This window comes from Rudanella lutea DSM 19387 (assembly GCF_000383955.1).
GTDB classification, from domain to species: Bacteria; Bacteroidota; Bacteroidia; order Cytophagales; family Spirosomataceae; genus Rudanella; species Rudanella lutea.
In genome coordinates this window covers 4,842,441-4,868,593 of the sequence record NZ_KB913013.1, presented here as the reverse complement: position 1 = coordinate 4,868,593, position 26,153 = coordinate 4,842,441, and the positions used below count along the sequence as shown (strand labels likewise).

The following is a 26,153-nucleotide window of genomic DNA, read 5'->3' as shown; positions in this document are numbered from 1 at the left end:
CTATCACCAATCTGAACCATGAACCTGAACCCCTTACGCCTGTCTATTCTGGGTTGCCTGCTGGTAGCGCTTTTTGCGTTCGAGCGGCCAGCCCCCAAACCCAAAATTACGCCATCGACAGCCCTCGAAAGCTACCTCCGCAATGGGGACCAAACCTTTGCGTGGCAGCAGAAAGACAGCTACACCTATGGCGATATTACGGCCTACGAAATCCTGCTGACCTCCCAGAACTGGCGTAACCACATCTGGAAACATCAGCTCACGATTCTGGTGCCTAAAGACGTGCAGCATACGGAGGCCATGCTTTTCATTACGGGCGGCTCCATCAAAGAAGGTGAGCCCCGCTGGAATGGCCGCGAAGACGGATTCAACCGGGCTATGAGTGCGGTCGCTACGGGCAACAAGGCCGTTGTGGCCGTGCTGCGCCAAACCCCCAACCAACCGTTGTACGACAACCTGACCGAAGACGCGCTCATCTCGTACACCCTCCATCAGTTCAAAAAAGATGGCGACTACAGCTGGCCACTGCTGTTCCCGATGGTAAAAAGTGCCGTGCGGGCTATGGACGCCATGCAGGAGTTTTCGACCAAAACGCTCCAGAAACCCATCAACGGGTTTGTGGTGTCGGGAGCCTCGAAACGCGGCTGGACCACCTGGCTCACCGGTGCCAGCGACAAGCGCGTAGTAGCCATTGCCCCAATGGTCATTGATATTCTGAACATGCCCGTGAACCTCGACTACCAGATGAAAAGCTGGAACAAGTACAGCGAGCAGATTGAAGATTACGTAAAACTCGAAATTCCGCAGACGGTACACAGTAAGGCCGGCAGTGCCGTTACCGAAATGATTGACCCCTACGCCTATCGAAAAAAACTCACCATGCCCAAAATGCTGTTTATGGGCACCAACGATGAGTACTGGACCGTAGACGCGGTGAAGCACTACCTCGGCGAGATTCCGGGGCAGAACTTTATCCACTATGTCCCCAACGTAGGCCACGACCTCGGCGATAAGCGGCAGGCCCTTGGTGCCCTGAGCGCCTTTTTCGGGACTACCCTGAGCAAAAAGCCGTACCCCGCCTGCCAATGGACGGTAACGCCCACCAAAACCGGCGTAAACCTGACCCTGACCGCCACACCCGATGCACTTCAGGACGTGACCGTCTGGTCGGCCACCTCGGCCGACCGGATTTTTCAGGACGAAAAATGGACCGGCAAATCGCTGGGGATCGCCAATCAGGCCAAAATAAACCTGACCGAAGCGTTTCCGGGCAGTGGCTATCGTGCCTTTTACGTCGACCTGAAGTACAAAGCACCAAATGGTGGCACCTACACCGAAAGCACCCGCATGTTTCTGACCGATAATGACGAGGTATTCCTGAAATGAAGACACTCCCCATCATAGACCTGAGCATTATAGCGGCCTACCTGGTCGGGATGGTGGCTGTGGGTATTTACTTTTCCCGCAAAAACCAGAACGCCGATCAGTTCACGACCGCTTCGGGCAAAATTCCGGGTTGGGCCATCGGCCTGTCGATCTACGCTACGTTTCTGAGCAGCAACACCTTTCTGGGGGTGCCGGGCAAAGCCTTCGGCTCCAACTGGAATTCGTTTGTGTTTAGCCTTTCCATGCCGCTGGCGGCCTGGGTAGCCACGCGGTTTTTTATTCCGTTTTACCGCAGCACGGGCGAGGTATCGGCCTACACCCACCTCGAACATCGGTTTGGGGCCTGGGCCCGCACCTACGCCGTGGTGTGTTTTCTGCTCACGCAGCTGGCGCGTATGGGATCCATCTTTTTCGGTATCGCACTCAGTCTGCAAGCCCTCACCGGCTACCCTATGGCTACCATCATGCTGGTGGTGGGGAGCTGCATCATTTTTTACACCGTGCTGGGCGGTATGGAGGCCGTGATCTGGACCGAAGTAGCGCAGGGTGTCATCAAAACCGGCGGGGCCGTGCTGATTTTGTGGTTGGTAGTGGATGGTATGCCCGGCGGGCTGTCGAAGATTGTGGAGGTTGGGCAGGCCGACAACAAGTTTAGCTTAGGCAGTTTCGCGCCCGACTTTACACAGGCCACGTTCTGGGTGGTATTGCTCTACGGCTTTTTTATGAACCTGAACAACTTCGGGATGGATCAGAACTACGTGCAGCGGTACCACACCACGGCTTCGGTGCGCGAAGCGAGCCAATCGGTTTGGCTGTGCGTGTACCTGTACGTGCCTATCTCGCTGCTGTTCTTTTTTCTCGGATCGAGTCTGTACGCCTACTATCAGGCTAACCCCGACCTGCTGAATGCCGTCAGGATGCAGGTGGCTACCGAGCGTTTGCCCGGTGCCAACCCGGACGCCATTCGGCAGTTGGCGGCTTCGCTCAGTGTGGCCGACGTGGGCGATAAGGTCATGCCGCATTTTATGGTGAACAAGGTTCCGGCAGGAATGGTGGGCCTCATTGTGGCGGCCATTATGTCGGCGGCCATGAGCACCATCAGCTCAGGCATGAATGCGTCGGCTACGGTCTTCTCGGTCGACATTTATCAGCGGTACGTGTCGGGCGCGCTGACGGATAAGCAATCGTTGCGGGTACTGTACATTGCCACCACCGTGTTTGGGGTGCTGGGCATGTTTACGGGCATTGCCATGATTGGCGTGAAAAGCGTACTCGACATCTGGTGGATGCTCTCGGGCATTTTTGCGGGGGGTATGCTGGGGCTCTTCCTGCTGGGTATCATCTCCCGCACGACCCGCAACGCCGAGGCTCTGATTGCTACCATCGTGGGCGTGCTGGTGATTGTCTGGATGACGCTTTCGGCCCAACTCCCCGACTCGATGGCGCAATTACGCAGCCCGCTACACCCTAACATGATTATGGTGGTGGGTACGCTTACGTTGTTTCTGACGGGCCTGCTGCTGACTCGCCTGCGCGGCCGCGGCACCCAAGCCCAAACCGCTGAACCCCAGACAACCGCTTCGGCGTAGGGGTTTGGGGTTTATCGTTTTTAGTTTTTGGTTTATCGTTTTTGGTGGCCGGCCTTCCGGTGGCATACATACCGGTAGCCAATATTCGCACTGATACTCAGGATTGCGTTGCTCCCATCAAGCCAGTATCCAGTTCATTGTTCGTTGTTCACTGTTCATTGTTCATTGTCCATTCTCCATTCCCCCCTATACCTATGCCCACTCCTCCTTCTTCGTTACCGCGCGGCTTTGTGCCGGTCATGCTGACCCCGTTTACCGATACGGGTGCGGTCGACCTGCCGGGTCTGGCTACGCTCACCGATTTTTACCTGCAAACCGGGGCGGCCGGCCTCTTTGCCAACTGCCTTTCGAGCGAGATGTACGAGCTGACAGGCTTTGAGCGCATCACCATCACCCGGCAGGTGGTTAATAGGACCAATGGCCGGGTGCCCGTTGTATCGACCGGCACGTTTGGCGGCCCCATTGCCGTACAGGCCGATTTTGTAAAACGCATTTACGATACCGGCGTACAGGCCGTGATTGTGATTACGAGCCAATTGGCCTCACCCGAAGAGTCCGACGCGGTGTTTCTGGACCGGTTGCATCAACTCATCGACCAAACCGAGGGCGTACCGCTCGGCATGTACGAATGCCCGGTGCCGTACAAACGACTCATCACCCCCGACATTCTGGCCGACATTCTGCCTACCGGGCGGCTGATCTACCACAAAGACACCTGCCTCGACCTGGCCGAAGTAAATCGGCGGTTGACGGTGGCACAGGGCTACCCGTTTGGGCTATACGATGCCTACATGGTCAACGCAGTATCGTCGCTCAAGGCCGGGGCCGCCGGGCTGTCGTGCATTCAGGGCAATATTTACCCCGAACTGATTGTCTGGCTCTGCAACCATTACAACGACCCTGCGCAGCAGAAAGCCGTAAAACGGGTGCAGCAGTTTCTGAACAGAACCATGGACTTAGTGCATACGGCCTACCCCACCCTGGCGAAGTACAGCCTACAGAAACGCGGACTCCCCATCAGCCTGTACACACGCCGGAAAGTAGACCGGCTCACGCCCGACCTCTGCACCCGCGTCGATGCCATGCTCCGCGACCTGGCCCAGCTGGAGGCCGATCTGTCCATCGAACCCGTATTGATGCCACAACCCGCATGAGTGTAAAGCCCTCCGCGTTTGCTTCCGTTTGGCAAGCCCTCACGGGCGGGCTACTTTTGCTTTTTCTTCTCGCCAGTCGACCGTTCAGAATGCCGCCAGAAACCCAGCTAACCCACGCCCCACACGGACACACGTTGAACCACATTCAGGTGTTTTCGCCCGATGATGCGTGGTTGGTGTACGATACCCGCAACGTAGATACCAACCTGGGGCAAACCTGCTGTATCCGCATGGTCAACGTACACACGGGCGAAGACCGGCTGCTGTACCAAACCCCCAACCAGACTCCGCACGGGCCGGGCGCGGGGGCCGTTACGTTCTCGCCCACGCAGGCGCAGGTGCTGTTTCTGCACGGGCTCCGCAACGCCGACGCCCGGTTGCCCTACGCCATGACCCGGCGCACCGGTGTCCTGATCGACACGCAGAAGCCCGGCCACCCTCACTTTCTGGACGGCCGCAACACCGCGCCCCCATTTACGGCCGGGGCGTTGCGGGGCGGTACCCACGCGCATAGCTGGAGTGCCGACGGCCAATGGGTCTGCTTTACGTACAACGATGAAGTGATGGAACGGCTTGCAGCCTCGGACCCGACCGTGGCCGACCTGCGTATGGTGGGCGTGATGGCACCCGTGCGGGCCGTGAAGGTGCCCAACAACAACGGAGCCGATGCCTTTGACGGAGAATGGTTTGCAGCCGTGGTAACGCGCGTCACCGAAAACCCCACGCCCGGCACCGACGAAATCAATCGGGCCTTCGACGAGACCTGGATTGGCAGGGCGGGCTACACCCGTCCCGACGGCAGCCGCCAACATCGGGCGTTGGCGTTTCAGGGCAATGTGCGCAACGGGGCCAACCAAACCGTGACCGAGGTGTTTGTCCTCGACCTGCCCGACAACCTCACCCTTGCCGCGCCCGGCCAACCCCTCGAAGGCACCTCGACCACCCGCCCAAACCCGCCCGTTGGCACCGTACAACGCCGGATTACGTTTACCGAACGCGGTATTGAAGGGCCCCGGCATTGGCTCCGCTCCACCCCCGACGGGGCGCTTATTGGCTTTCTGGCAAAGGATAAAAACGAGCAGGTGCAGGTATTTGGGGTGTCGCCCAACGGCGGGGCTATTCGGCAACTCACCCATCAGCCTCACTCGATTCAGACGCCGTTTTCGTTCAGCCCCGACGGAAGCCGGGTGGCTTACGCAGCCGACAACAGTGTGTTTGTTACCGACCTGAACAGCGGACAGGCGACACGACTTACCCCCCGCTCAACCGACGAAACCCGGCCCATCAACGGCGTGGTTTGGTCTAACAAAGGCAACCGGCTCGTGTACAACCGATACGTAGCGGGCCCAGAAGGCCGGTTTATTCAGATTATGCAACTCCGGCTGAGTGAGTGATTGGTTGCTAATGGCTGACGGGCAGCTCCCTACCGCCCTCCGGCTACTTTACGAAGCTGATAAAACAGTTTTTCGAGCAACCGACTATCATCGGTGATGATGTCGGCAGACGCAGCCATACCCGTTTTTACCGTCAGCGATTGACCATAGGTCGTTTTCAGACCATTGGGCAACGTGACTTTAGCCAGAAAAACGCTGTCTTTGACCGGCACATCGGCAATGGCCGTAATGCGTCCGCGTACGGCACCGAACTCCTGGTAGGGAAATCCAGCAAATTTGACCAGTACGGCCTGCCCAACCTGTACTTTACCGGCGTTCTGCTGCGGTACGCGCAGTTCGCCCACGTAATCGCTACCCGGTGGGGCCACGTACAGTAACTCCTGCCCTGTGGTCATGGCCTGATTCTCCTGCAAGGTGGTGGGAAAAGATACCCGCCCGGCTACGGGGGCCGTCAGCACATAGTTCATGATCCAGGCATCGGCCGCGCTGCGTAGGGTGTTGAGCGCTTGTAAAAACTTGTCGCGTTCCTCAGATACCTGTTTGTCTAATTCCAGAATCTCTTTCTGTTTGGCTCGTTGGGCGGTCAGGTTTGTGATCAAGGCCGATGCCGTTTGCTGATAGGGTAATCGGCGGGCAATGTTCTTACTTTCCTCGCGCTTCAGGTCCAGCCGGGCAATGACCTTTTCCTGGTATAACCGCTGTTGGACGTCGTAGTCTTCCTGTGCCAGTTGGATGTCCTGCGCCTGAATTTGGTGTTGTTCGCGCAGGTTGTCGGCCAATGCCTGTAAGTCTATGATTTCCTGTTGCAGCAATGCCCGTTTCTTGCTATAAAAGCCATTAGCCAGGTACGCCCGCAGTTGGATTCGGCTCTGCTCAAACGTCTGATAGGCGGTTTGTAACTCGCCTAACTGATGATAGTCGGACAGGCTAAGTTGGCTCAGGTTTTCCAGATTCCCCCTGCCAACCACCGTCCAGGCTTTGGCTAATTCGTCCGAAAGTTTCAACACCTCATCGTGCCGGGCCGTGCTTTCTAAGTAAGCCAGCACCGTACCGGCTTTTACCACCTGCCCTTCCTGCACCAGTAGGCGGGTGAGTTTGCCTTCGGTGCGGGTCAGTACCGCTTTGGGGGCGTTGGCCGATGTAAGCCGAAACGATGCCTTAATCAGGTCTGGGTATCGAATAACCCACGCCCCCAAAAATACCAGCACCAGAACGGCAAACACGACCGAAACACCCCAGCGGAGTATCCATTTTGGCGGACGGGAGAGCACTTCCTGCACCTCCTCTGAACGAAGTTCAATGAACGTATGGGTGGTATGCGACATAGACGTATCGGGTCGGCGTTGAACCGTTTTACGTACCTAATTCCAACTGATTACGAACCAATTGCCAATAGTCGCCCCGGCGGGCCACTAACTCGGTATGGGTGCCAACTTCGGTTATCTCGCCTTTGTCGAGTACCACAATCTGATCGGCATGGCAAACGGTACTTAGCCGGTGGGCCACAATCACGACTGTGCGACCAACAAAAAAATCATCTAAGTTCCTCATAATGATTGCTTCATTATTGGCATCCAGGGCGTTAGTTGCTTCGTCAAAGAAGATATACTGCGGGTCTTTATAAACGGCGCGGGCTATCAGAATCCGTTGTCGTTGCCCCTGACTGATGCCGTTACCTTCGACCCCAATTTTGGTGTGGTAACCCGACGGAAGCGAGTCGACGAACTCGCGCAAATTGGCCACCCGAACGGCGTGGTCGAGCCGCCTGGCGTCGATGCGGTCGACACCCACAGCGATGTTGCGGGCAATCGTGTCGGAAAAAATAAACCCATCCTGCATGACAACACCGCATTGAGTGCGCCACATCGCGTGTCCTACGTTCCGCAAGGCAGCCTCGCCTAAGCGAATTTCACCTTTGCCGGGTTCGTAAAATTTAAGTAACAGTTTAAGCAAGGTCGTTTTGCCGCTGCCACTCATACCCACAATAGCCGTAGTACGTCCTTCTGGGATCAGTAGATTGATGTTGCGCAGTACGGGTTCGTTGCCCGCGCCGACGTAGGTAAACGAAACCTGCCGTAGTTGCAGGGCTTTGTTAACGGGTAACGAGTCTATGTGTGGGCGGTCAGCCGGTTCCTCATCCGGTAGGGTATGAATTTCGTTTAGCCGTTCCAGACTGATTTTGGCATCCTGTAAGCCCTGCGTAAACCCCACAAGTTGCTCAACGGGACTGTTCATCTGCCCAATGATATACTGCACGGCCAGCATGGCTCCCAGGGTCAATTGCCCGCTGATGACGGCCTGCGCAGCCAGAAACGTAATCAGGATGTTCTTGCCTTCGTTGATGGCAAATGCACCGCCCGTCTGAATTTGACTCAGGGCCAATCCCCGCATCTGCAACCGGAACAACCGCACCTGCAACCGCTCCCACGCCCAGCGCATGGGCCGCTCGGCCCCGGCCAGCTTGATTTCCTGCATGCCCTGAATCAGTTGGGCCAGACTACTCTGGTTCTTGGCCGACACATCAAACCGCCGAAAGTCCAGTTTCCGTCGTTGCCGCAGAAACAACAACACCCAGGCCACATACAACGCACTGGCTCCCATGAAAATACCAAAAATGGTGAGGTTATACAGAGCCAGCACCACCCCGAAAATAACGAGGTTGACCAGCGAGAACAGCACCGTTAGCGTTTGTCCGGTTAAGAAGGCTTCAATCCGATGATGGTCGCCGATGCGCTGCATGATGTCGCCAAAATTCTTGCTGTCGAAAAAGGTCACGGGCAACCGCATGAGTTTGATGAGAAAATCGGAGAGAATATTGAGGTTTACCCTTGTGCTGATGTGTAGCAGAATCCAGCTCCGAATAAACTCGACCGACAGCCGCCCGACCATCAGCATCAGTTGCGCCCCCAGCACCAGATACACAAACGGCAGGTTCTGCGTATTGACCCCAATATCGACCACCGATTGGGTCAGGAACGGAAACAGCAGTTGCAGCCCGCTCCCGACGGCCAACGCCAGCACCAATTGCGCCAGCAAGGGCTTGTATTGCCACAGGTAACCCAGCACCCGCCCAAAACCGTAACCCGAAGTGGGCTCATCCTCCTGTTCATAGAATGCAGGGGTAGGTTCCAGCAGTAGTACTACACCTTCCTCGCGGCCCTGCGAATCGTCCCCTAAAGTGCGGGCCGACAACCACCCCCGGCAGAACTCCTCCGCCGAATACGTAACCAGTCCCTTTGCCGGGTCAGCGACACAGACGGTTCCTTTACGCGCAACAGGCGGGGTTGGGGGCGTGGGCATAGGCGGCCGTTGAACGGGTGGAATAATGATTTGCTCCGCGCCGATCTGTAACGAAGGCGCGAACGGTGTCTGCTGTACGTTACCTATGTCGGCCCCCGATTTGGGTACGTTACGTCCTCCTTTGATGGCCCCTAACCAGCTTTTGCCCGTCCCTTTAATGGCATGGACAACCACAAAATGATTCTTCTGCCAATGCACAATGCAGGGCAGAGGGACTTCATGGGCCAGTTTCTCAAACGAGAGCTTCACGCCCATCGACCGGAAGCCAATGGCTTCGGCGGCCTCGGCAATGCCCAACAGCGATACGCCATCCTTACCTATCTGCGCCTTTTCGCGCAACGACTGCACCGTGTACGACCGACCATAATGTTTGGCCACCATCCGCAGGCAGGTAGGGCCACAATCCATCTGATCGAGTTGCGTATAGTGAGGAAAAGGTTTCATGTTGATGGCGTGTTTTCTGCTTCTGTTTGTGTGCGGACAAATTCTTCAAATTGCTCACTCGTCTTCATCAAACCTAACTCGACTAACTGAGCCGAATCCTGGAAGCGAACTGAACCCGAAAAAGATAAATTCAATGATGGATTTTGCGTAATACGTTGATTAAAATGCTTGTAATAAAACGCATTTCCATAGTGTTGCTCCCGAACACACTCTTCTCGCACCTCTTCAATAAAATCGTGTATGAATTTTGTATGAATCACCACTCCCTGTAGATCACTAATTTGCGCCCCATTAATAGCGTGCATCCCCTGAACTAAATATGTATCAGGTAGGTATTTGAAGAGGGGGATTTTTGACAGGATGGAGGGTGGTGTACTTTTACCGAAAACACGGTCTCTCATGCCGCCCGTAAAAATTATTGATTCAAAGAATTGCCAGCGTAGGCGATCAAAGAATGAAAACTGAATTTTCTCATATTCTTTGTCAAAGTTTGAAACTACTGTCAACGGGTTTTGACCTGGAGTGTAGTTACTACTGTTAACTGGCTTATCAGCATACATATCTAACAGCAAAGCACGAAAAGCTGTACTGCCTGTTTCTTCAAGAAACTGACAAAATTTTGGTATTGATAATTTTTCAGCTTGAGGGAAATATAGTAGCTCGTCAATATCAACCACTACGCACCAGTACCCTTTACCGTATTTTTCCAGCAAATGCTCCATCCAGTACCAATGATTTACGTAACTATCGGTAGTTCGAAAAACATGAACTGCCTGGCATTGTAAAGCAATTTGTACTGAATCGTCAGTTGAACTATTATCAATCAGAAAAAAACGATCTACACCCAGGCTCTTATAATATTCAAAAAAGTGAGGTAATCGTAATGACTCGTTTCGCATAATAGCAAAGAGCCGTATTTCATTATTATTAAATATTTTGTCATTGGAAATATTACGCACTGAAATTATTGTGTAAAATTTCATCATACAGTACCTCAATTTACCAATAAATACACGCCATCTAACTCCCCACTTATTATTCATGGTTAGCAATTTATACTTTGCAGAGATTAACATGTTATACTATTTATTTTTGGTCAAATCACTGAGAATTTCTTTGAGTGTTGGATCTGATGGCCTATTGGCATCTAAAGTTATCACCTGACTCTTATCTCCAATTAATACATATTTTGGCACACTATTCGACGTTATAAAGCGAGCCAAATTAGAATTTGGGTTAAGTAAAAAATGCTTACTGGAGGGATTGTCTAATTTTAAAGCCTTAATAGCTTTAGTCCATTTGTGTTTATCGGTATCAATTGATATGTAGACAAAAGAGTATAACTCTTTCGATAACTCGTTCTGTAATTTAATGGAACTTGGCATTTCACCCCTACAAGGTGCACACCAGCTTGCCCATATATCTATGTACAAAATTTTACCTTGTCCATTTTTAAGTACATCTCCCCAAGACGTTTTTTTTTCATCTATACCAATGAGTACTTCGTCAGTGAATGTTTTAGCCTGAACTAACGAATCTTTAGCTTGTTTCACGCTTTTAAACTCGCTTTCAAGATGCTTCGTATATGCCTCAATCAGACAATTTGTTCGAAAATCAGCCAAACATTCTTCATAAAAATTACAAGGTTTTTCTCTATTATCATGTAATATATTGAATTGAAGTAGATTAGCAACTTTCTCATTATATATTTCTCGCGCAGAGAAATATGACTTCCTAAAAAAATCATTAGGATCATCTATGCTACGATTCAAATACATATGGTAACTACGAATCGCAAAAGGATACCATTGGCTGTAGATTATATCGTCACTAGTATTGATCCATTCTTTAAAAGAATCGAGCGTTTTTAAATAGTTTTCTGGTAATCTTGTTTTGTCACTTACCCTATAAAAAGGCTGCATCATATCAATTAAATACATTAGCTTTATTTGATACAAATAAACATCATGGTACTTTTTGTTCAGGCTCAACGAATCAGAGTAATTTTTTAGAATTTTCAGCCTTTCGTTATATAATCGCTCATATTCTTCAATCACAACTGCAACATCAAGCTTTTCAGTCCAGAATAAATTCGTCAGATCAGGTTGGCTAATGCCATACCCTTTTATTGACATAAAACTCAAAAAATTCAGTTCGTGCAAATACGTTCCAGAGAAGGTAAATTTTTGGATCTTGTTAAACGAGTAATGCACATTAATTAAATCGTTTGGCATTACATAAACTGGATAATCTCGATTGTCACTTGTAGTAAATACGACTTCTGTAGGCTTTTCTAAATTTATTTTCACAGTGTCGGGCAAACCTGTTCTTCTTTCTTTTACAATAGGCTGTCTTCTTAAATGATTAAAATAGTCATTATAGTGCATAGATATTGGACCTCCAGACTCATTAGTAATTACAAGGGTAGCTACATCACCATTCGATTGAGCCACACAGTAGTCGATGAGCCCAAGAAAAACGACAAAGATGCTTATTATAAGTAGAGTCGCTCTCATAATGCACATTGTGTAAGAATTGATTTGATTACCGTAATAAGACTTCCAAGAAATCCCACAATGTGGGATTTCTTAATTGATTAATATTGCCAATGACATTCCGCGTAACAACTGCTAACCCCCCAGGACTTACAAATTTGTGTTGTTTTTGCTTGACACAGCTCGGTACTCGATAATGCACAGCCTTGATTTTGTATAAACAAACGTTGTTCAACCTTCTCACCATGCAGGGTGACAGTGTACGTTGCACTCGTTGAACACATAAATGTCCCCCCTCTTAAATTCCTCATCTCTGACCTTGTCAGAGCGGCATCTGCAAATCTTGCTAACATCGTTTTGATTCGTTTGAAAGTTAAACAATTGATTTATATGAATCGGCCAATTCCGTTGGTTGGGGTGCCGCCCGTAAATTGCGGCACAGGTTTTCTAGATCGTTGAGGGTGTAGGTCAGCGGGATTTGCCGTCCGTTCAGGTAAAGGGTAGGTGTACCCACTACCTGCGCCAACTCGCTCCATCGGGCGTGCAGTTGTAGTTGCTGCCTGGCATCGACAAATTCCTCAGAAGGACTTATTCCTTTACGCCACTCTATGCTATCATGGTCATTCCGGGTGTACCACAAGTGCATGGCTCGTTCGGCATCGTCAGGAGACAAACTCAGTAGTTTTTGGGTAACAGCCACTGATTCTGCTGATCCAATAAATACAAACTGACAATTGATCGTGTCCGTGCGTTCTACCAATGCTTCCAGTTGGGGATGCAACCGTCGGCAGGGGCCACAAAGCGGGTTGGTCACAACGGTCAGCGTATGTTCGGCTTCGGGGTTGCCCATCGTTACCACCCGCATACCCTCAAAAATGGGAGGCATCTGCGGTTGTCTAGTAAATAGGCTTTCGACGTATTCGGGATTAAATTTGGCACGCTGCAATTCCCGGCGTAACGGGAAGACCTGTGTAGCGTCCTGTAGCGGCTTCTTCAAGAATACCCACCCGATTATCGGCACTAAAAATGCCAGACCAAACAAGGCTATCGTTTGCCCATTCACAACGGGTGTAATCGACTGCCAGTGGGGTGCGCCAAGCGCAAATTCGGCCCACAACAAGACCTGCACCAGCAGACAAAGCGTACACCATGATTTGGCAACTCGGTACTGATAATAAACCGAATAGAGGGTGTAGGGCAACGCCAGGACATTCAGGACAATCAGCCAGGACAATACAGCCGGTTGAGCGGTACTTAATCCCATCAGCAGGGCCAAAAAACTACCGGCAAAGTAGGTAAAGCCAATTTCGGCCCAACCCAGCCAGCCCCACAGTTTGGCAGCTTTGGAGGTCAGTACACTATTGCAATCGGTGCGGTTGTCGAGGCTACACAAGCTACGCAACAGGCTGTTGTCAGCATCAATTGTGGACCAGAGCAATAGGGTAGTTACGACAATACCCGTCAGTTTGGTTAGCAGTAAGCCCCATAGCGGGCCATTGTTAAACACGGCTTGGGGTAGAAATAGCCCTCCCATACAGATCAGGCAAAGAATCAGCCCTCCGATGACCATCGGAAGCCGGGCGTTTTGCAATGCGGCTTCGCGCTTTTTTTGTTGGTAGTTGGCTTCGCCAGAACTTTCGTCCGGTTCAATCAGTAAAATGACCCCGTTCCACTTGCGGGAGAAATCCGTCAGGCTGTCGGTTTGCCAGCCCCGCTGTGTATCTAACCACTCGACCCGTTCATTGGTCACCTTTCGAACCGGCGCAAAATAGCCCCCATTGATTTCTAAGTAGACAATGGCCGGGAGTGGTATTTCCACTAACTGTTCCGGCCTGATCCGCGTGGCCAGATTTGACACCTTCCATTCGGTCAATAGGTCGCTCATGGCGAGTAGCGACGGAAAATCCGGGTGCAGATACAGTTCCTCCTTTACGGTTTTAGCCGTGATCGGTAGCCGGGCCACCTGTATCAGATAGGCCAGGGCATCGTAGGCGTTTTTTTCAACGGGCGTCAGCTTCATGGTGTGTATTGGTTAACAGGTTCCTGATAATCTGCCGGGTAGATATAACTTCCGTCTCACGTTTGAACTGCCTGATTTTATCTGCAAACGACCCGTCGTTCAGCAACCGTTGCAGTTTATCCTGCAAATTTGTCGCTCGCTCCGTATGAAACACCCCCCGCAAGCCCAGGCCATGATGCTCCACTTTCAGGGCATTGCCGGGTTGGTCGTAGTGCGGGTCTAAGGGATACACCAGCATGGGCACCCCATAGTAAATGCTTTCTTTGATCGAGCCTAAGCCTCCGTGCGTGATAAATACGTCGGCCTGTTGCAAAACGGCTAATTGCGGAACCCGACTAAATAAATGAACCTGATGGGAGGGCCGATGCCACGCCCGAACGGTTTGGATCACCAACGGATTGACGGAGCATACCAATTGAACGTTGCCAAGTCCGCTCACTACCGTCAGCAAGTTTTCAATAAACGTCAGCAACGTTCGGTCGGGGCCGGTGTAGAACGTCCCGAAGCTGCAATAAATAATCCGTTCACCCGCCTGCTTCCGGGCCAGAATACCGGGCCATTGCCGGGCAAAGTCGGGATCTACTTCCGTATCGGCCCGGCTCTCCTGAACGCACAGGCCCAGATAGTGCCCATTCGGTTGTCGAACATCGGGCGATACCTCCAATTCCAGCGGAGCCAGCAACAGTTCGGGTACATTGGCAAATAAGCGCGTATAGGGTGTTTGGATAACCTGATGCTCTGCCGTTAGCCCCGCCAGTTGCTGTACCATTCGCCATTGATAGCGCATGGCGGCCCTGTACAACTCGGCACCCGGATTCTGAATGAAGCGCTTCATACGGAAGGCTTCCGTTTCAGATAGGACTGGAATCGATTGCGGCCATTCGCCCTCAGACACAACTGGGAAGTTACCCACTCGGTACGTCGATAGCATAGGGTTACAGAACAGCAGTCGAACCCTTAAGCGGTATTCATACAGAGCCAGAAAATCGGTACTACTGAATATATCAATAATCACCACGTCCGGCAGTAATCGGTTCATCAACTCGTCCAGCACCTGCTTCCGGTGATGATATACGTCATTCCTATGAACCGAACGCAGAACCTGCCAGAAGCCTGCTTTCTCTTTTTTTGAACGCAAAAAGTTCTGTTCCATCCCAAAGCCGATGCGGAACGAATCGTTCATGACAGGCGTGTAGCCGTTTTGGGCCACGATGTCGGCCAGAACGGGCGTCGTCACGGCATAGTAGATATCGTACTCGTCGGCCAGTAAATCGGCCAGATACAGCGTCGGAATGATATGGCTACGGATGGAAGCGGGTATGAACAAAACGCGCTTTTTACGGCTAACCAATAACTCAACAGCAGAACCAACCTGATCAGGCTGTTGCCGCACACTGCGTCTCTGCACTGTATCGGGTATCGGTAGCGTCGTCAGGCCAGTCATTGTCTTTGTGGAGAACGGTCAGACAAAGGTGGCCGCTTACTTAGCCAATGACAATCGATTTGCCGATAATTTCAATCAAAATATTGATAAAATTTATTAGATAAACGATACATAACCCCGGTCAGTTAGTTGCACCCGCTATCAACTTCAATCGCTCTACCAGTCGCCGATTTTCGGCTTCGAGATGCTCAATACGCTGTCGCTGTAGTTGAATCACCTGTTTCTGCGAAGCAGTGAGGTCGTTGTACAGTGTTTGGGCATTCAGGACGGTCGACTCTAAGGCAGAACCATCGGGTGCGGGAATGATGACCACCAAATCGTCAGGAATCAGCTCCTTAGCATCAACCCCAAATGTGGTAGCTAACCGGACGTAATACTTTGCGCTGGGCGAGGAACGGTCGTTTTCCCAGGCGAAATAGGTACTTTGGCAAACGCCGACCTGCTCGGCGACTACCTGTTGAGACAATCTTTTCTGGTTGCGAAGTTGGCGCAGTATCTCACCGAGTGTCATAAGAAACGAAAGAGGCAAAGTATGGATATAAACTCAATTTAAAGTTACACGGAACTTACCTGTTAGTAGTTTCAGAAATACAAGATGTAATTCGACCAACGCCAATTTAACCTGTTTTTAATATCTATACATATCTTGTCTAAAATACTTTAGAGTGAGCATTTTGTCATGCTGGGGAAGGAAGCATGACAAAATGCACGCCAATATATAACCTTAACTACTTTAGGCGATCTACTTATCTATTGACTGGGTGTCGGACAAGTTTGCCAACCGTCCATTTCCCCCCCCCGGCCCCCTCCTTGAACTAAGGAGGGGGCCGGGGGGGAAGGCGGTAAACCGGCAACGGATGGCTGGAGACACAAACTTGTCCGATACATCTATTGACTACAGGGTAATCACCCCTACCGCCCAATCGCTACTTTCCGCAGAATCGAGGTGATAATCTGCGACGTGGTGACGCCATCGGCCTCGGCTTCGTAGTTGAGCATAATCCGGTGGTTAAACACGTCGGGCGCTACTTCTTTGATGTCTTCGGGCAATACATAGTCGCGCCGATCGAAGTAGGCGAGGGCTTTGGCCGCCCGGTTGAGGTTGATACTCGCGCGGGGCGAAACCCCGTATTGCAGGTAGCGGGCTTCGTCGCGAAGGCCGTATTCGAGGGGTCGGCGGGTAGCAAACACCAGCTCGATGATGTACCGCTCCAGGGTTTCGGACATGTTGACCGTGTTGATCTCATTGCGGATTCCCCGGATGTCGTCGCGGTCGAGGACGGGCTGCACCTCGTAGTCGAAACTCATGTCCGACATCCGGCGCATCACCTCCAGCTCATCCTCTTTGGAGAGGTAATCAATAAAGACCTTCATCATAAACCGGTCGACCTGCGCTTCGGGCAGAGGGTAGGTTCCCTCCTGCTCCACCGGGTTTTGGGTAGCCAGTACCAGAAACGGCGGGTCGAGCAGGAAGGTCTCTTCGCCGATTGTCACCTGCTTTTCCTGCATGGCTTCGAGCAGGGCCGACTGTACCTTGGCGGGTGAGCGGTTGATCTCGTCGGCCAGAATGAGGTTGGCAAAAATAGGACCCTGTTTCACCTCAAACTCGGCCGTTCGCTGGTTAAAAATCATCGTCCCGATCAGGTCGGCGGGCAAGAGGTCGGGCGTGAACTGAATCCGCTGAAAATCAAGCTGCAACACTTTGGCCAGCGTATTGATAGTGAGCGTCTTGGCCAGACCCGGCACCCCTTCGAGCAGAATATGCCCACCCGTAAAGAGGCCAATCAACAGGCGGTTCAGGAGCCGATCCTGCCCCACGACTACCCGGCCTACTTCTTCGCTCACCTGGCGAATTTTGGTATGATATGAGAATTGAGTGGCTTGCAAACTGGAGTTGTAAAGTTTTAAAGTTGTAGAGTTGTAAAGTTAGTCGTGGCGACGCCCTTTCCGTTCTGTCGTTTTTAAATAGTCAACCAGGCTATCAATCAAACGACCAACTTCGTCGGCCTGCTCATAAAGCGAATCAAACTGTAATTGGGTGATGTATTCATTGTCGAGAGAACGATACAACTGAGATTTTACTTCTGTTGATGATCCTTTAGCAATGCCTAAAAACTGAATAAATTCCTTCCGACTTCCCCGTCCGTATCCTTCGGCAACGTTATCCATGACCGAACCACCCGCCCGACGAATCTGCCGTTTTAAGTCCAGGTCATCCAAAAACAGGGCCGATCGTGTGGTACGATGAATCGCCATCGACAACAATCGTGCTTTTTGCCAGGTCGTTAAATCTTCAATTCTGTTGATGGTAGCCATAGTGGGGAGTTGTACAGTTATAAAGTTATTGAGTTGTACAGGTATAAAGTTCGCTATGAAGAAGATAGTACGAGTGAAAGTCAACCCCAACTTTCCAACTCTGCAACTATACAACTCTAAAACTTATTTACCAGCGCTGCCCGCACGCTGCGGTCTTTCCCGTGAATATCCTTGTACACCTGCACGCTGCTAAAGCCCCGGTCGGCAAAAACCCGGCGGGTATCATCGCCAAACCGTTCGTTGATTTCCACGTAGCAGGCACCGCCGGGTGTCAGGTGCTTACGGGCAAAATCGGCTACGGCTTTGTAAAAAATGAGCGGGTCGGCATCGTCGACGAACAGGGCCAAATCGGGCTCGTATTCCAGTACATTCCGGTCCATTTGGGCGGCTTCGGAGCGGGTCACGTAGGGCGGGTTGCTCACAATGCAGTCAAAAGATCGGTCGAAGTCGGCGGGTACGTTCAGAATATCCTGAATCTGGAAAACCACATCGGCCGCGCCCAGATTTTCGGCATTGCGCCGGGCGAGGGTCAGGGCCTGCTCCGACACGTCCCAGCCGGTAACCAGGGCTGAAGGCAGAAAACGAGCGAGGGTAACGGCCAGACAGCCGCTGCCGGTGCCAATATCGAGCACCTCAACCGGCCGTGCTTCGAGCGGGTCGTCGATCCGGTTGGCAAAGTCGTGCATGATGAGCCGCACGAGGTCTTCGGTTTCGGGGCGGGGAATAAGCACATCGGGTGAGACCTCAAATTCGAGGCCGCAAAAAATGGTTGTCCCGATCACGTGCTGAATGGGCTCCTGCCGGTTGAGCCGTTCCAGAATCCGAAACCAATCAGGCTCGGTGCGGTTGGGCGGCAAGGGCTTATCGCCCAGCACATCGGCTTTACGAAGCCCAAAGTAGTGATCAAGCAGCATGAACGCCATTTCGCGGGCCTCCTCGGGGGGGTACGCCGTGATATTGCGCGAGAGTTGTTGGTATAGTGGACGGGCCGTAGCCATCTGAAAGCGTTTTTTTCGTAAAACTGAGAAAATAGCCGGACAAATAGAAGTTTAGCCCGCTTTGTCGAGCGCCGGTCGGTGCCCGTTTGCACCGGAGGCTGCGCGACTTTTCCGTATATTAGCCCCTATGATGCGATCATTATTCTTTCCGATTGGCTTACTCACGCTCGTGGTGGCCTGCCATTCCTCGGCCCCACGCGGCTCGTCGGGCGCGGTATCCCAGAGTCAGGGCGTGTACCAATACCGCGACGAAGACCCTACGCTCAAACCGTTTTACTCCGACCGGATGGGTGTTACCGGGCGCAATGGCATGGTGGCTACGGCACACCCCGAAGCCTCGCGCGTGGGCTTGGAGATTCTGAAAGCCGGTGGCAACGCCGTAGATGCGGCCGTGGCCGTGCAGTTTGCCCTGGCGGTGGTGTACCCCGGCGCGGGCAACCTGGGGGGCGGAGGGTTTCTGGTGTATCGCGACAAAGCCGGTGAAGCCCATACCCTCGATTTTCGCGAAAAAGCCCCGGGCAAAGCCACCCGCGATATGTACCTCGACTCAGCGGGCAATGTACGGCCGGGCCTGAGCATCAGCGGGCATCTGGCAAGCGGAGTACCGGGCTCTGTCGACGGCATGGTACAGGCGCATAGCCGGTTTGGGCGGTTAAGCTGGGCGCAGGTGCTGCAACCCGCCATCGACCTCGCCGAGCGGGGCTTTGCCCTCACCGAGCGCGATGCCCGTGGTCTCAACAGTATCCGGCAAGACCTCCTGCGGATCAATCCCGGCAAATCGTATTTTCTGAAAGGCACCCCGACCGACACCACCCGCTGGCGCGCCAATGACCGACTCGTGCAAACCGATCTGGGACAAACCCTCCGGCGGATTCAGGCACAGGGCCGCGCCGGTTTTTACGGGGGCGAAACCGCCCGGCTGCTGGCAACCGAGATGCAGCGCGGGGGTGGCCTGATTACCGAGCAGGACCTGGCCGACTACAAATCGGTTTGGCGAACCCCACTCAAGGCTACCTACAAAGACCTGAATATCATCACAATGCCCCCTACGTCGAGCGGTGGGGTTGCGCTGGTGCAACTGATGCGATTTGTGGAGCCGTTTCCGCTCCGGCGCTGGGGCTGGAACCGCGACAGCACCGTACAGGTCATGATTGAAGCCGAACGGCGCGTGTATGCCGACCGGGCCAAGTTTCTGGGCGACCCTGATTTTGTGAAGGTCCCCGTAGCCGAACTGACGAGCTACCCGTACCTCAAATCGCGCTGGACCGACTTCAACTGGGCCAAAGCCACCGACAGCCGGAACATCCGCGGGGGCACCTTGCCCGGTTTCGAAAGCCTCGAAACTACCCACTTCTCGGTGGTCGACAAAGAGGGTAACGCCGTGGCCATTACCACCACACTCAACGGTGGTTACGGCAGCCGGGTTGTGGTAGGCGGAGCTGGTTTTCTGATGAACAACGAGATGGACGATTTCAGCATCAAACCCGGCACGCCCAACATGTACGGGCTGGTGGGCAATGCGGCCAACGCCATTGCACCCGGCAAACGGATGCTGTCGAGTATGACGCCCACGATTCTCGAAAAAGGGGGTAAGCTGTACATGGTAGTTGGCACGCCGGGCGGCTCAACCATCATGACGTCGGTGTTTCAGACGATTCTGAACGTGACTGAGCACGGCATGACGATGCAGCAGGCCGTGAATGCGCTGAAGTTTCACCATCAGTGGCTACCCGACAAAACGACCTTTGAAAACGGAGCGTTCACCCCCAAAACCGAACAGATTCTGCAAAGCCGGGGCTACGTGCTCGAACGCCTGACCAACACCCTCGGCCGTATGGACTGTATTCTGGTGCGCCCCGACGGTACCCTCGAAGGAGCCTCTGACCCCCGCGCCGATAACACCGCCATGGGATATTAATGGGAGTTAGATCAGTTCTGGACATTAGATGTTGGATACTAGACGTTAGACACCCCTACAGAAGAGTAGTAAGTCTAACGCCTAGTGTCTGAAGTCCGAATAGCAAGCACTGAGTTAACTCTTAACTTCCAACTCCTAACTATATTCCCCCTTTATCCCAGCACGTTACGGAGCGATTTAGCCCGGTCGGCGCGCTGGCTGGCTTCTTTCTCCGCCCGGTTACCGTACTCCCGAACGGCATCGTTGGGGGCATCATCGGCAAGATCGTCGGCGAGGTCCGACATCTCATTGGTAACTTTCTGGATTTGCTCCAGGTATTTGAGGTCGAACGCGGTGCCTGCTTTTTCACCGGTGAGGTCTTCCAGCCGGTCGCGCCCTTCGGCCGACAGCTCGGTGGGCAGCACAATTTTCAGGTCACGGGCCAAATCGCGAAGGGCTTTATCCTGCTGCGCAAACCGGTTTACGGCCTGCTGAGCCAGCGCCTTCACTTCCGGGTTGGTTGCCTGCCGCAGAGCCGCCTGACTCAGTTCGTACTCGGTGAGGTTCATGCTCGTCAGCTCCACCAGCCGCCCGGCCGTTTTCTTGGCGTCCTGTTTGGCTTCGTCGCTAACGCCCACGGCCTGGGCGTCGATACGTTGTTCGTTGGCTTCGTTGGCCTTATTCTCACTGTCGTTACCGCCACAGGCTTGCAGAAGCAAACCCAGCACGGCTACTGAAAGGTATCTGTTCATGATTGAATGTACAATGTAAAATGCCCCCTACTTACCCGCGTTGGCTTGCCGCGCTGCGCTATCGGCGGGGGCTGTTTGCGCGGCTTTTTCAGCCTTCTCTTTCTCCTTGGCCCGGCGCCGGAAAAATCCGCGCAGCAGGAAATTATGCTGCAGGGCCTCCATGTTTTCGTCCAGCTTTTTGGTGCCCTGGTTCAGGTTGCTCAACGTACCGCGCACATCGTTGTTTACGCTCGGGTCGTTGAGAAGCAGGCCCACCAGATTGTCTTTACTGTTGAGTCGGTCGCTTGCCTTGCGCATATCGTCGGTCACTTCAGTAGCCATATTGGCCGCATCCCGGAGCCGGGCCGACGTCAGCCGGATATTGCTGTACACGGCCGTGTCGGACACGAGCTGGTTTGGCAGGCTGCGCTTGTCATTGAGCTTGGCCGCAAACGCCGACAATGATCCCGACGCCTTGGCGGCACTGCCCGATGCCTGCTGCAAATTGCTCACCATACTTTCAAACCGGTAAGCCAGCAGCGAATCGGTCAATACGGCACCAGCCACCCCCTTGCCCTGCTTTATCTGGCCAATGATGTTTTTCACGTCGGTGGTGATCCGCAACAGGTTGTTGTTGTTTTCCTGCAAGGTTTCGAGCAGTTGGTCGGAGCTGAGGGCCGTGCGTACCGCCAGCCGATCGCCATCTTCCACGGGCTCTACGCGGGGGCTCCCTCCCACAATCATCACAATTTTGTTACCGATAAGCCCGTCGGAGCTAATGGTCGCCTGCGCATCTTTACGGATATACGCCTGCGATTTTTCTTCGATGTTCATGTCGACCTCCACCTGCGAATTGCCGAAGAAGCTGATCCGACGGACGGTGCCGACTTTCACGCCCGAAAACCAGACGTTGTTTCCTACTTTGAGGCCACCCACATCGTCGAAGATAGCTTTCACCATCACGGTTTTTACGAACCGCTTTTGCTGCCCGCCGAGGAACAACACGCCCCCGATAAAAATGATAATCCCGATGAGCACAAAAAGGCCAACGGTAATGGATCGTTTATTGTCTGCTGCTTTCATGTGTCTAAAATTTGGCTTGTGGATGGTCTATGACATGCGTCGTTCTTCCACGAAATTGTAATTGTAAAACTGCTGCACGCGCTCGTCGTCGGTGTCGAATACCTCTTCGAATGTCCCAACGCGCTGAAACTGCCCGTCGAATAACATAGCCACCCGGTCGCCCACGGCTTTGGCGCAGGTGAGGTCGTGCGTAATCACAATCGACGAGGTTTTGTAGCGTTCCTTCACCTCGTTGATCAGGTTGTTGATATCAATGCAGGTAATCGGGTCAAGGCCGGCCGTCGGTTCGTCGTAGAGCATCACTTCAGGCTTCAGAATGAGCGTGCGGGCTATACCGATCCGCTTGCGTTGCCCACCCGACAGTTCGGACGGCATCTGGTTAATGGTCTGGCTCAGACCCACGTTGTCGAGGGCCTCTTCTACGGCCTGATCAATTTCTTTACGGCTCAGGTTACGCACGTTGCGCACAAGCGGAAACTCCAGATTTTCGCGCACGGTCATGCTGTCGTACAGGGCACTGTTCTGAAACGAAAACCCAATCTTGAGCCGGAGTTCGTCGAGTTCTTTGCGGGAGAGCTCCTCCACCTGTTGCCCAAAGGCCGTAATGGTGCCCGAGTCGGCTTTGAGCAACCCGACCAGTATCTTGATCAGCACCGATTTCCCCGTTCCCGACCGGCCCAGTACGACCAGGTTTTCGCCCTTGTACAGGTCGAGGTCGACACCCTGCAACACCTTGTAGTCGCCAAAGGCAATGCGGAGGTCGCGGATTGAAATAATAACTTCATTGTTCATGTGTGTAGCGAATGGCTGGGTGGGACTATGTACCGCGAATGGCGTTGACAATCTGCAAGGCCAGTAGTTCTTCAATAAAGACGAGGAACATGGTGGTTACCACGGCCGAGTTGGCCGCCTTCCCGACGCCCTCCGTTCCCTTCGATGAGTTGTAGCCTTTGTAACAGCCGACCATGCCGATGGTAAACCCGAATACGAAGGTTTTGATGAGCGACGCGAAAATGTCGAGAAACGAAATGGCCTCGAAAACGTCGTTTATAAACGTCAGAAAGCTGGTGGCTTCGTTCTGCGTCACATTTACGAACGCCCCCAGCAACCCCACAAATACGGTGTACACCATGAGCGTGGGCAGCATAAGGGTGGTAGCCAGTACGCGGGTCACGACCAGAAATTTAAACGGATTGGTGGCCGACACCTCCATGGCGTCGATCTGTTCGGTTACGCGCATGGAGCCCAGCTCGGCCCCGATGTTGGAACCCACCCGGCCGGCCGCAATCAGGGCCGTAACCAGCGGAGCCAACGCCCGCACCAGCGCAATGGCAATGAGCGACGGCAACCACGAGGTAGCCCCAAACTCAGCCAACGACGGCCGCGACTGATTGGTGAACACAATCCCGGTGATAAAACCCGTCAGGGAAATGAGCGGCAACGAGCGCACCCCTACCTCGTAACACTGGCGAATAATTTCTTTGAACTCGTAAGGGGGCTGAAAAACTTCTTTGAAAAACTGACCGACGAAGCCCGCTACGTCGCTCAGGGTAATCAGCATGCGCCCAAAACGTCTGGGCGTGCTGGCGGTCTCGGTTCCTGTAGTGCTGGTGTTCATTCTGTACTTTTTAAGAGATACTACCAAAGTAGTACAGCACTCATAACAGGAATCTGGAACGGTGGTTTAATTTTGTGAGTGAAGGGAATACATCCCTCAAAACCCTCTCTATGACGCGTCTTCTGACCTTTGTACTGGCTTCGTTTCTGAGCCTCTCGGCAACCGCCCAACTCCTGCACGTAGGCACCTATACCGTTCGCGGCAGCGAGGGGATTTATACCCTGCGTTTTGATCCTAAAACAGGCAAACTGTCACCCCAAAGCAGTGTTCGGAATCAGAAAAGCCCTTCGTTTGTCGCCATCCGGCCGGGTGGTAAATTTCTGTACGCCGTCAACGAGGCCGACAATGCCGGGGCTACCCGCGCGGGGGCCGTCAGCGCCTACACGCGCGACCCCAAAACCGGTGCCCTGACGTTTATCAACGAAACCTCGGCCTTTGGGCGCGGCCCCTGCCACATCAGCGTCGACAAAACCGGACGCTGGGCGATCATCTCCAACTACACGAGCGGTAGCTGGCGGGTGTATGGCATCAATGCCGATGGCTCGCTCGGCGCTTTGACCGACAGCCTGAGTTTTTCGGGGAAAGGCGTGAATCAGAGTCGGCAGGAAGGCCCACACGTGCACTCGGCCACTATCTCGGCCGACAATCGGTTTGTGTACATTGCCGACCTCGGCACCGACAAGCTGCACACCTACGCCCTCAACACCAAAACCGGCAAGCTGACACCCGCCGTAACGCCCGTTGTGACGGTGCAACCCGGTTCGGGCCCACGCCACGTGGCAATTCACCCCAATGGGCGTTTCCTGTATCTGGCCGAAGAAATGACCTCGTCGGTCGCGGTATTTAGCCGGAACCCGCAAACGGGCGCGCTCTCGCTCATGGGCGACCGTGTAGCCAGCCTACCCGCCGACTTTACGGGCGATAATACCCATGCCGATATTCATACCGACCCAGCGGGCAAGCACCTGTACGTCTCGAATCGGGGGCATAATTCGCTCAGCATCTTCTCCATCGCGGCCGACGGTACGCTCAAGCTGATTGGGCATCAGCCGGTAAAAGGAGCCAAACCCCGCAATTTTATGGTACACCCGAGTGGGCAGTACGTGCTGGTTGCCAATCAGGACACCGACAATATCGTGGTGTTTCGGCGCGACCCCAAAACGGGCCTCCTCACCGACACTGGCGAGCAAGTCAGCGTACCCTCACCTGTGTGTTTGAAAATGGAGTAATTTGATTGCTTTCAGAGATATCATCTCGTTTGGAGAGATGACATCTCTGCGAAGGGTCTATGGGTTGGAAAGTCAATTGCCAGAGATGTCATCTCGTTTGGAGTACTGTTTAAGACATGTCATCTCTCCAAACGAGATGACATGTCTTCGATAGCTAAAACCTAAGCTACCAGCAGCGTGAGCCAGGCTTCGGCTACGTTGCCCTCAGCCAAAAGTTGTTTGGCGCGCAGGTGTAACAAATCGGGCAGGTATTGGCAACCGAAACGGGCTTCGTCCATGAGCGACCGTACCGCTTCGGTTTGCCGGTAAGCCGCTACTTCGTCGGGGGTGGGCAGAGTTTTGGCGCTACCAAGCTTACCCAGATCGTTGCCTGTCAGGATGTTACTATTTCGGATCGGGAGCGGTATCTGATCTACCCCGACGCCCATTTGCGGGCGCGCCACTTCAAACAAAGCCGAATCGTTGGCCCGCACGTACCAGTCGGCCCCGAGCCGACCAACCAAATCAATTCGGAACGGGTCAATCTGACCGTTAGCATCGAAAATCTCGTCGTGGAAATGGGCCAGCACCACCTCGCATACCACGAGCGTACCGGCGCCCGGCGCGTCGCCCAGCGGCACGAGCGACCGCACCACGCACTCGAACGATGCGGGAGCCTCGGCTACCCGCGGGGGCGCCACCCGCTCGGAGGGTAAGGGAGTGAAACCCGCTTTATCGAACTCGTTCACGTGCCGGTCGAACTCGGCACTCGCCAACGACATCTGCTCCACCATCCGGTGACTCACCACGTTGATAGTCACCTCAGGCACCTCCTCCACGTTGAGCAGGGCGTGTTTTTTATGCCCATGCCGGTTGCGGCTGGGCGAAAACACCAGTATGGGCGGGTTAAAACCAAAGATGTTGAAAAAGCTGTAGGGCGACAGGTTTACGTGCCCCTCCTTGCTGATGGTGCTCACAAACGCAATAGGCCGGGGCGCTACGGAGCTGTTGAGCAGTTTATAAAAGGCCTGTGGGCTGAGATCCTGCGGGGAAATGGTTTTCATCCGAATATGCTT

The 26,153-nt window shown here is 53.4% G+C and carries 21 protein-coding genes; 6 read left to right on the top strand and 15 right to left on the bottom strand.

What is annotated here, in order from left to right; all coding sequences use genetic code 11:
* The first annotated feature begins 18 nt into the window (after positions 1–18).
* The 4 genes from RUDLU_RS0120150 to RUDLU_RS27850 all read left to right on the top strand — a co-directional run bounded on the left by RUDLU_RS0120150 (position 19) and on the right by RUDLU_RS27850 (position 5,523).
* Positions 19–1,386, top strand: a complete 1,368-nt coding sequence (locus RUDLU_RS0120150; protein ID WP_019990233.1) for a PhoPQ-activated pathogenicity-related family protein — start codon at positions 19–21, stop codon at positions 1,384–1,386.
* Positions 1,383–2,975, top strand: coding sequence for a sodium:solute symporter family protein (locus RUDLU_RS0120145; RefSeq protein ID WP_019990232.1), 1,593 nt, complete (start codon positions 1,383–1,385; stop codon positions 2,973–2,975). Before RUDLU_RS0120150 ends, RUDLU_RS0120145 begins: the two co-directional genes overlap by 4 nt.
* A gap of 194 nt (positions 2,976–3,169) precedes the next feature.
* On the top strand, positions 3,170–4,129 hold the full coding sequence (locus RUDLU_RS0120140; protein WP_083940613.1) for a dihydrodipicolinate synthase family protein: 960 nt from the start codon (positions 3,170–3,172) through the stop codon (positions 4,127–4,129).
* A gap of 89 nt (positions 4,130–4,218) precedes the next feature.
* Positions 4,219–5,523: a DUF3748 domain-containing protein gene (locus RUDLU_RS27850; RefSeq protein WP_044130625.1), complete on the top strand. Its 1,305-nt coding sequence runs from the start codon at positions 4,219–4,221 to the stop codon at positions 5,521–5,523.
* A gap of 29 nt (positions 5,524–5,552) precedes the next feature.
* On the opposite strand, the gene RUDLU_RS0120130 is transcribed toward RUDLU_RS27850, so the two are convergent.
* From RUDLU_RS0120130 to prmC, 10 genes are all read right to left on the bottom strand, one after another.
* Complete coding sequence (locus RUDLU_RS0120130) at positions 5,553–6,848, bottom strand: HlyD family secretion protein (protein ID WP_019990229.1); 1,296 nt, start codon at positions 6,846–6,848, stop codon at positions 5,553–5,555.
* 28 nt (positions 6,849–6,876) lie between these two features.
* On the bottom strand, positions 6,877–9,267 hold the full coding sequence (locus tag RUDLU_RS0120125; RefSeq protein WP_019990228.1) for a peptidase domain-containing ABC transporter: 2,391 nt from the start codon (positions 9,265–9,267) through the stop codon (positions 6,877–6,879).
* On the bottom strand, positions 9,264–10,253 hold the full coding sequence (locus RUDLU_RS0120120) for a glycosyltransferase family 2 protein (protein ID WP_169578060.1): 990 nt from the start codon (positions 10,251–10,253) through the stop codon (positions 9,264–9,266). The genes RUDLU_RS0120125 and RUDLU_RS0120120 overlap by 4 nt, the downstream gene beginning before the upstream one ends.
* A gap of 96 nt (positions 10,254–10,349) precedes the next feature.
* Positions 10,350–11,720 (bottom strand): TlpA family protein disulfide reductase, encoded by a 1,371-nt coding sequence (locus tag RUDLU_RS0120115; protein WP_169578059.1) that lies wholly within the window; start codon positions 11,718–11,720, stop codon positions 10,350–10,352.
* Between the two features lie 415 nt (positions 11,721–12,135).
* Positions 12,136–13,782, bottom strand: coding sequence for a vitamin K epoxide reductase family protein (locus RUDLU_RS0120110; RefSeq protein ID WP_019990225.1), 1,647 nt, complete (start codon positions 13,780–13,782; stop codon positions 12,136–12,138).
* On the bottom strand, positions 13,763–15,190 hold the full coding sequence (locus RUDLU_RS0120105; RefSeq protein WP_211220220.1) for a glycosyltransferase: 1,428 nt from the start codon (positions 15,188–15,190) through the stop codon (positions 13,763–13,765). The genes RUDLU_RS0120110 and RUDLU_RS0120105 overlap by 20 nt, the downstream gene beginning before the upstream one ends.
* A gap of 157 nt (positions 15,191–15,347) precedes the next feature.
* A complete protein-coding gene (locus RUDLU_RS28895) occupies positions 15,348–15,737 on the bottom strand; it encodes a helix-turn-helix domain-containing protein (RefSeq protein WP_019990223.1) in 390 nt (129 codons plus the stop codon).
* A 401-nt stretch (positions 15,738–16,138) separates the two neighbouring features.
* The gene (locus tag RUDLU_RS0120095; RefSeq protein WP_019990222.1) at positions 16,139–17,113 is read right to left on the bottom strand and encodes an AAA family ATPase; all 975 of its coding nucleotides are present in this window, start codon (positions 17,111–17,113) and stop codon (positions 16,139–16,141) included.
* A gap of 39 nt (positions 17,114–17,152) precedes the next feature.
* Entirely contained in the window at positions 17,153–17,542 is a 390-nt protein-coding gene (locus RUDLU_RS0120090; RefSeq protein WP_019990221.1) for a four helix bundle protein, read from the bottom strand.
* 116 nt (positions 17,543–17,658) lie between these two features.
* Positions 17,659–18,540, bottom strand: coding sequence for a peptide chain release factor N(5)-glutamine methyltransferase (gene prmC / locus RUDLU_RS0120085; protein WP_019990220.1), 882 nt, complete (start codon positions 18,538–18,540; stop codon positions 17,659–17,661).
* A gap of 127 nt (positions 18,541–18,667) precedes the next feature.
* Here prmC and ggt point away from each other — a divergent pair, with 127 nt between their 5' ends.
* Positions 18,668–20,458 carry a gamma-glutamyltransferase gene (gene ggt / locus RUDLU_RS0120080; RefSeq protein WP_019990219.1) on the top strand — a complete coding sequence of 597 codons (1,791 nt, stop codon included), beginning with the start codon at positions 18,668–18,670 and terminating at the stop codon, positions 20,456–20,458.
* 152 nt (positions 20,459–20,610) lie between these two features.
* Here ggt and RUDLU_RS0120075 read toward each other — a convergent pair whose 3' ends face one another.
* The 4 genes from RUDLU_RS0120075 to RUDLU_RS0120060 are packed head-to-tail and all read right to left on the bottom strand — an operon-like array spanning position 20,611 to position 23,869.
* Entirely contained in the window at positions 20,611–21,189 is a 579-nt protein-coding gene (locus RUDLU_RS0120075) for a DUF4142 domain-containing protein (RefSeq protein ID WP_044129575.1), read from the bottom strand.
* 27 nt (positions 21,190–21,216) lie between these two features.
* Complete coding sequence (locus tag RUDLU_RS0120070) at positions 21,217–22,251, bottom strand: MlaD family protein (protein ID WP_019990217.1); 1,035 nt, start codon at positions 22,249–22,251, stop codon at positions 21,217–21,219.
* A gap of 27 nt (positions 22,252–22,278) precedes the next feature.
* On the bottom strand, positions 22,279–23,043 hold the full coding sequence (locus RUDLU_RS0120065) for an ABC transporter ATP-binding protein (RefSeq protein WP_019990216.1): 765 nt from the start codon (positions 23,041–23,043) through the stop codon (positions 22,279–22,281).
* A 25-nt stretch (positions 23,044–23,068) separates the two neighbouring features.
* On the bottom strand, positions 23,069–23,869 hold the full coding sequence (locus RUDLU_RS0120060) for an MlaE family ABC transporter permease (protein ID WP_019990215.1): 801 nt from the start codon (positions 23,867–23,869) through the stop codon (positions 23,069–23,071).
* Between the two features lie 110 nt (positions 23,870–23,979).
* On the opposite strand from RUDLU_RS0120060, the gene RUDLU_RS0120055 reads away from it, so the two are divergent.
* Entirely contained in the window at positions 23,980–25,098 is a 1,119-nt protein-coding gene (locus RUDLU_RS0120055; protein ID WP_019990214.1) for a lactonase family protein, read from the top strand.
* Between the two features lie 161 nt (positions 25,099–25,259).
* Here RUDLU_RS0120055 and RUDLU_RS0120050 read toward each other — a convergent pair whose 3' ends face one another.
* Positions 25,260–26,141 (bottom strand): flavin reductase family protein, encoded by an 882-nt coding sequence (locus RUDLU_RS0120050; RefSeq protein WP_019990213.1) that lies wholly within the window; start codon positions 26,139–26,141, stop codon positions 25,260–25,262.
* Between the last annotated feature and the right edge of the window lie 12 nt (positions 26,142–26,153).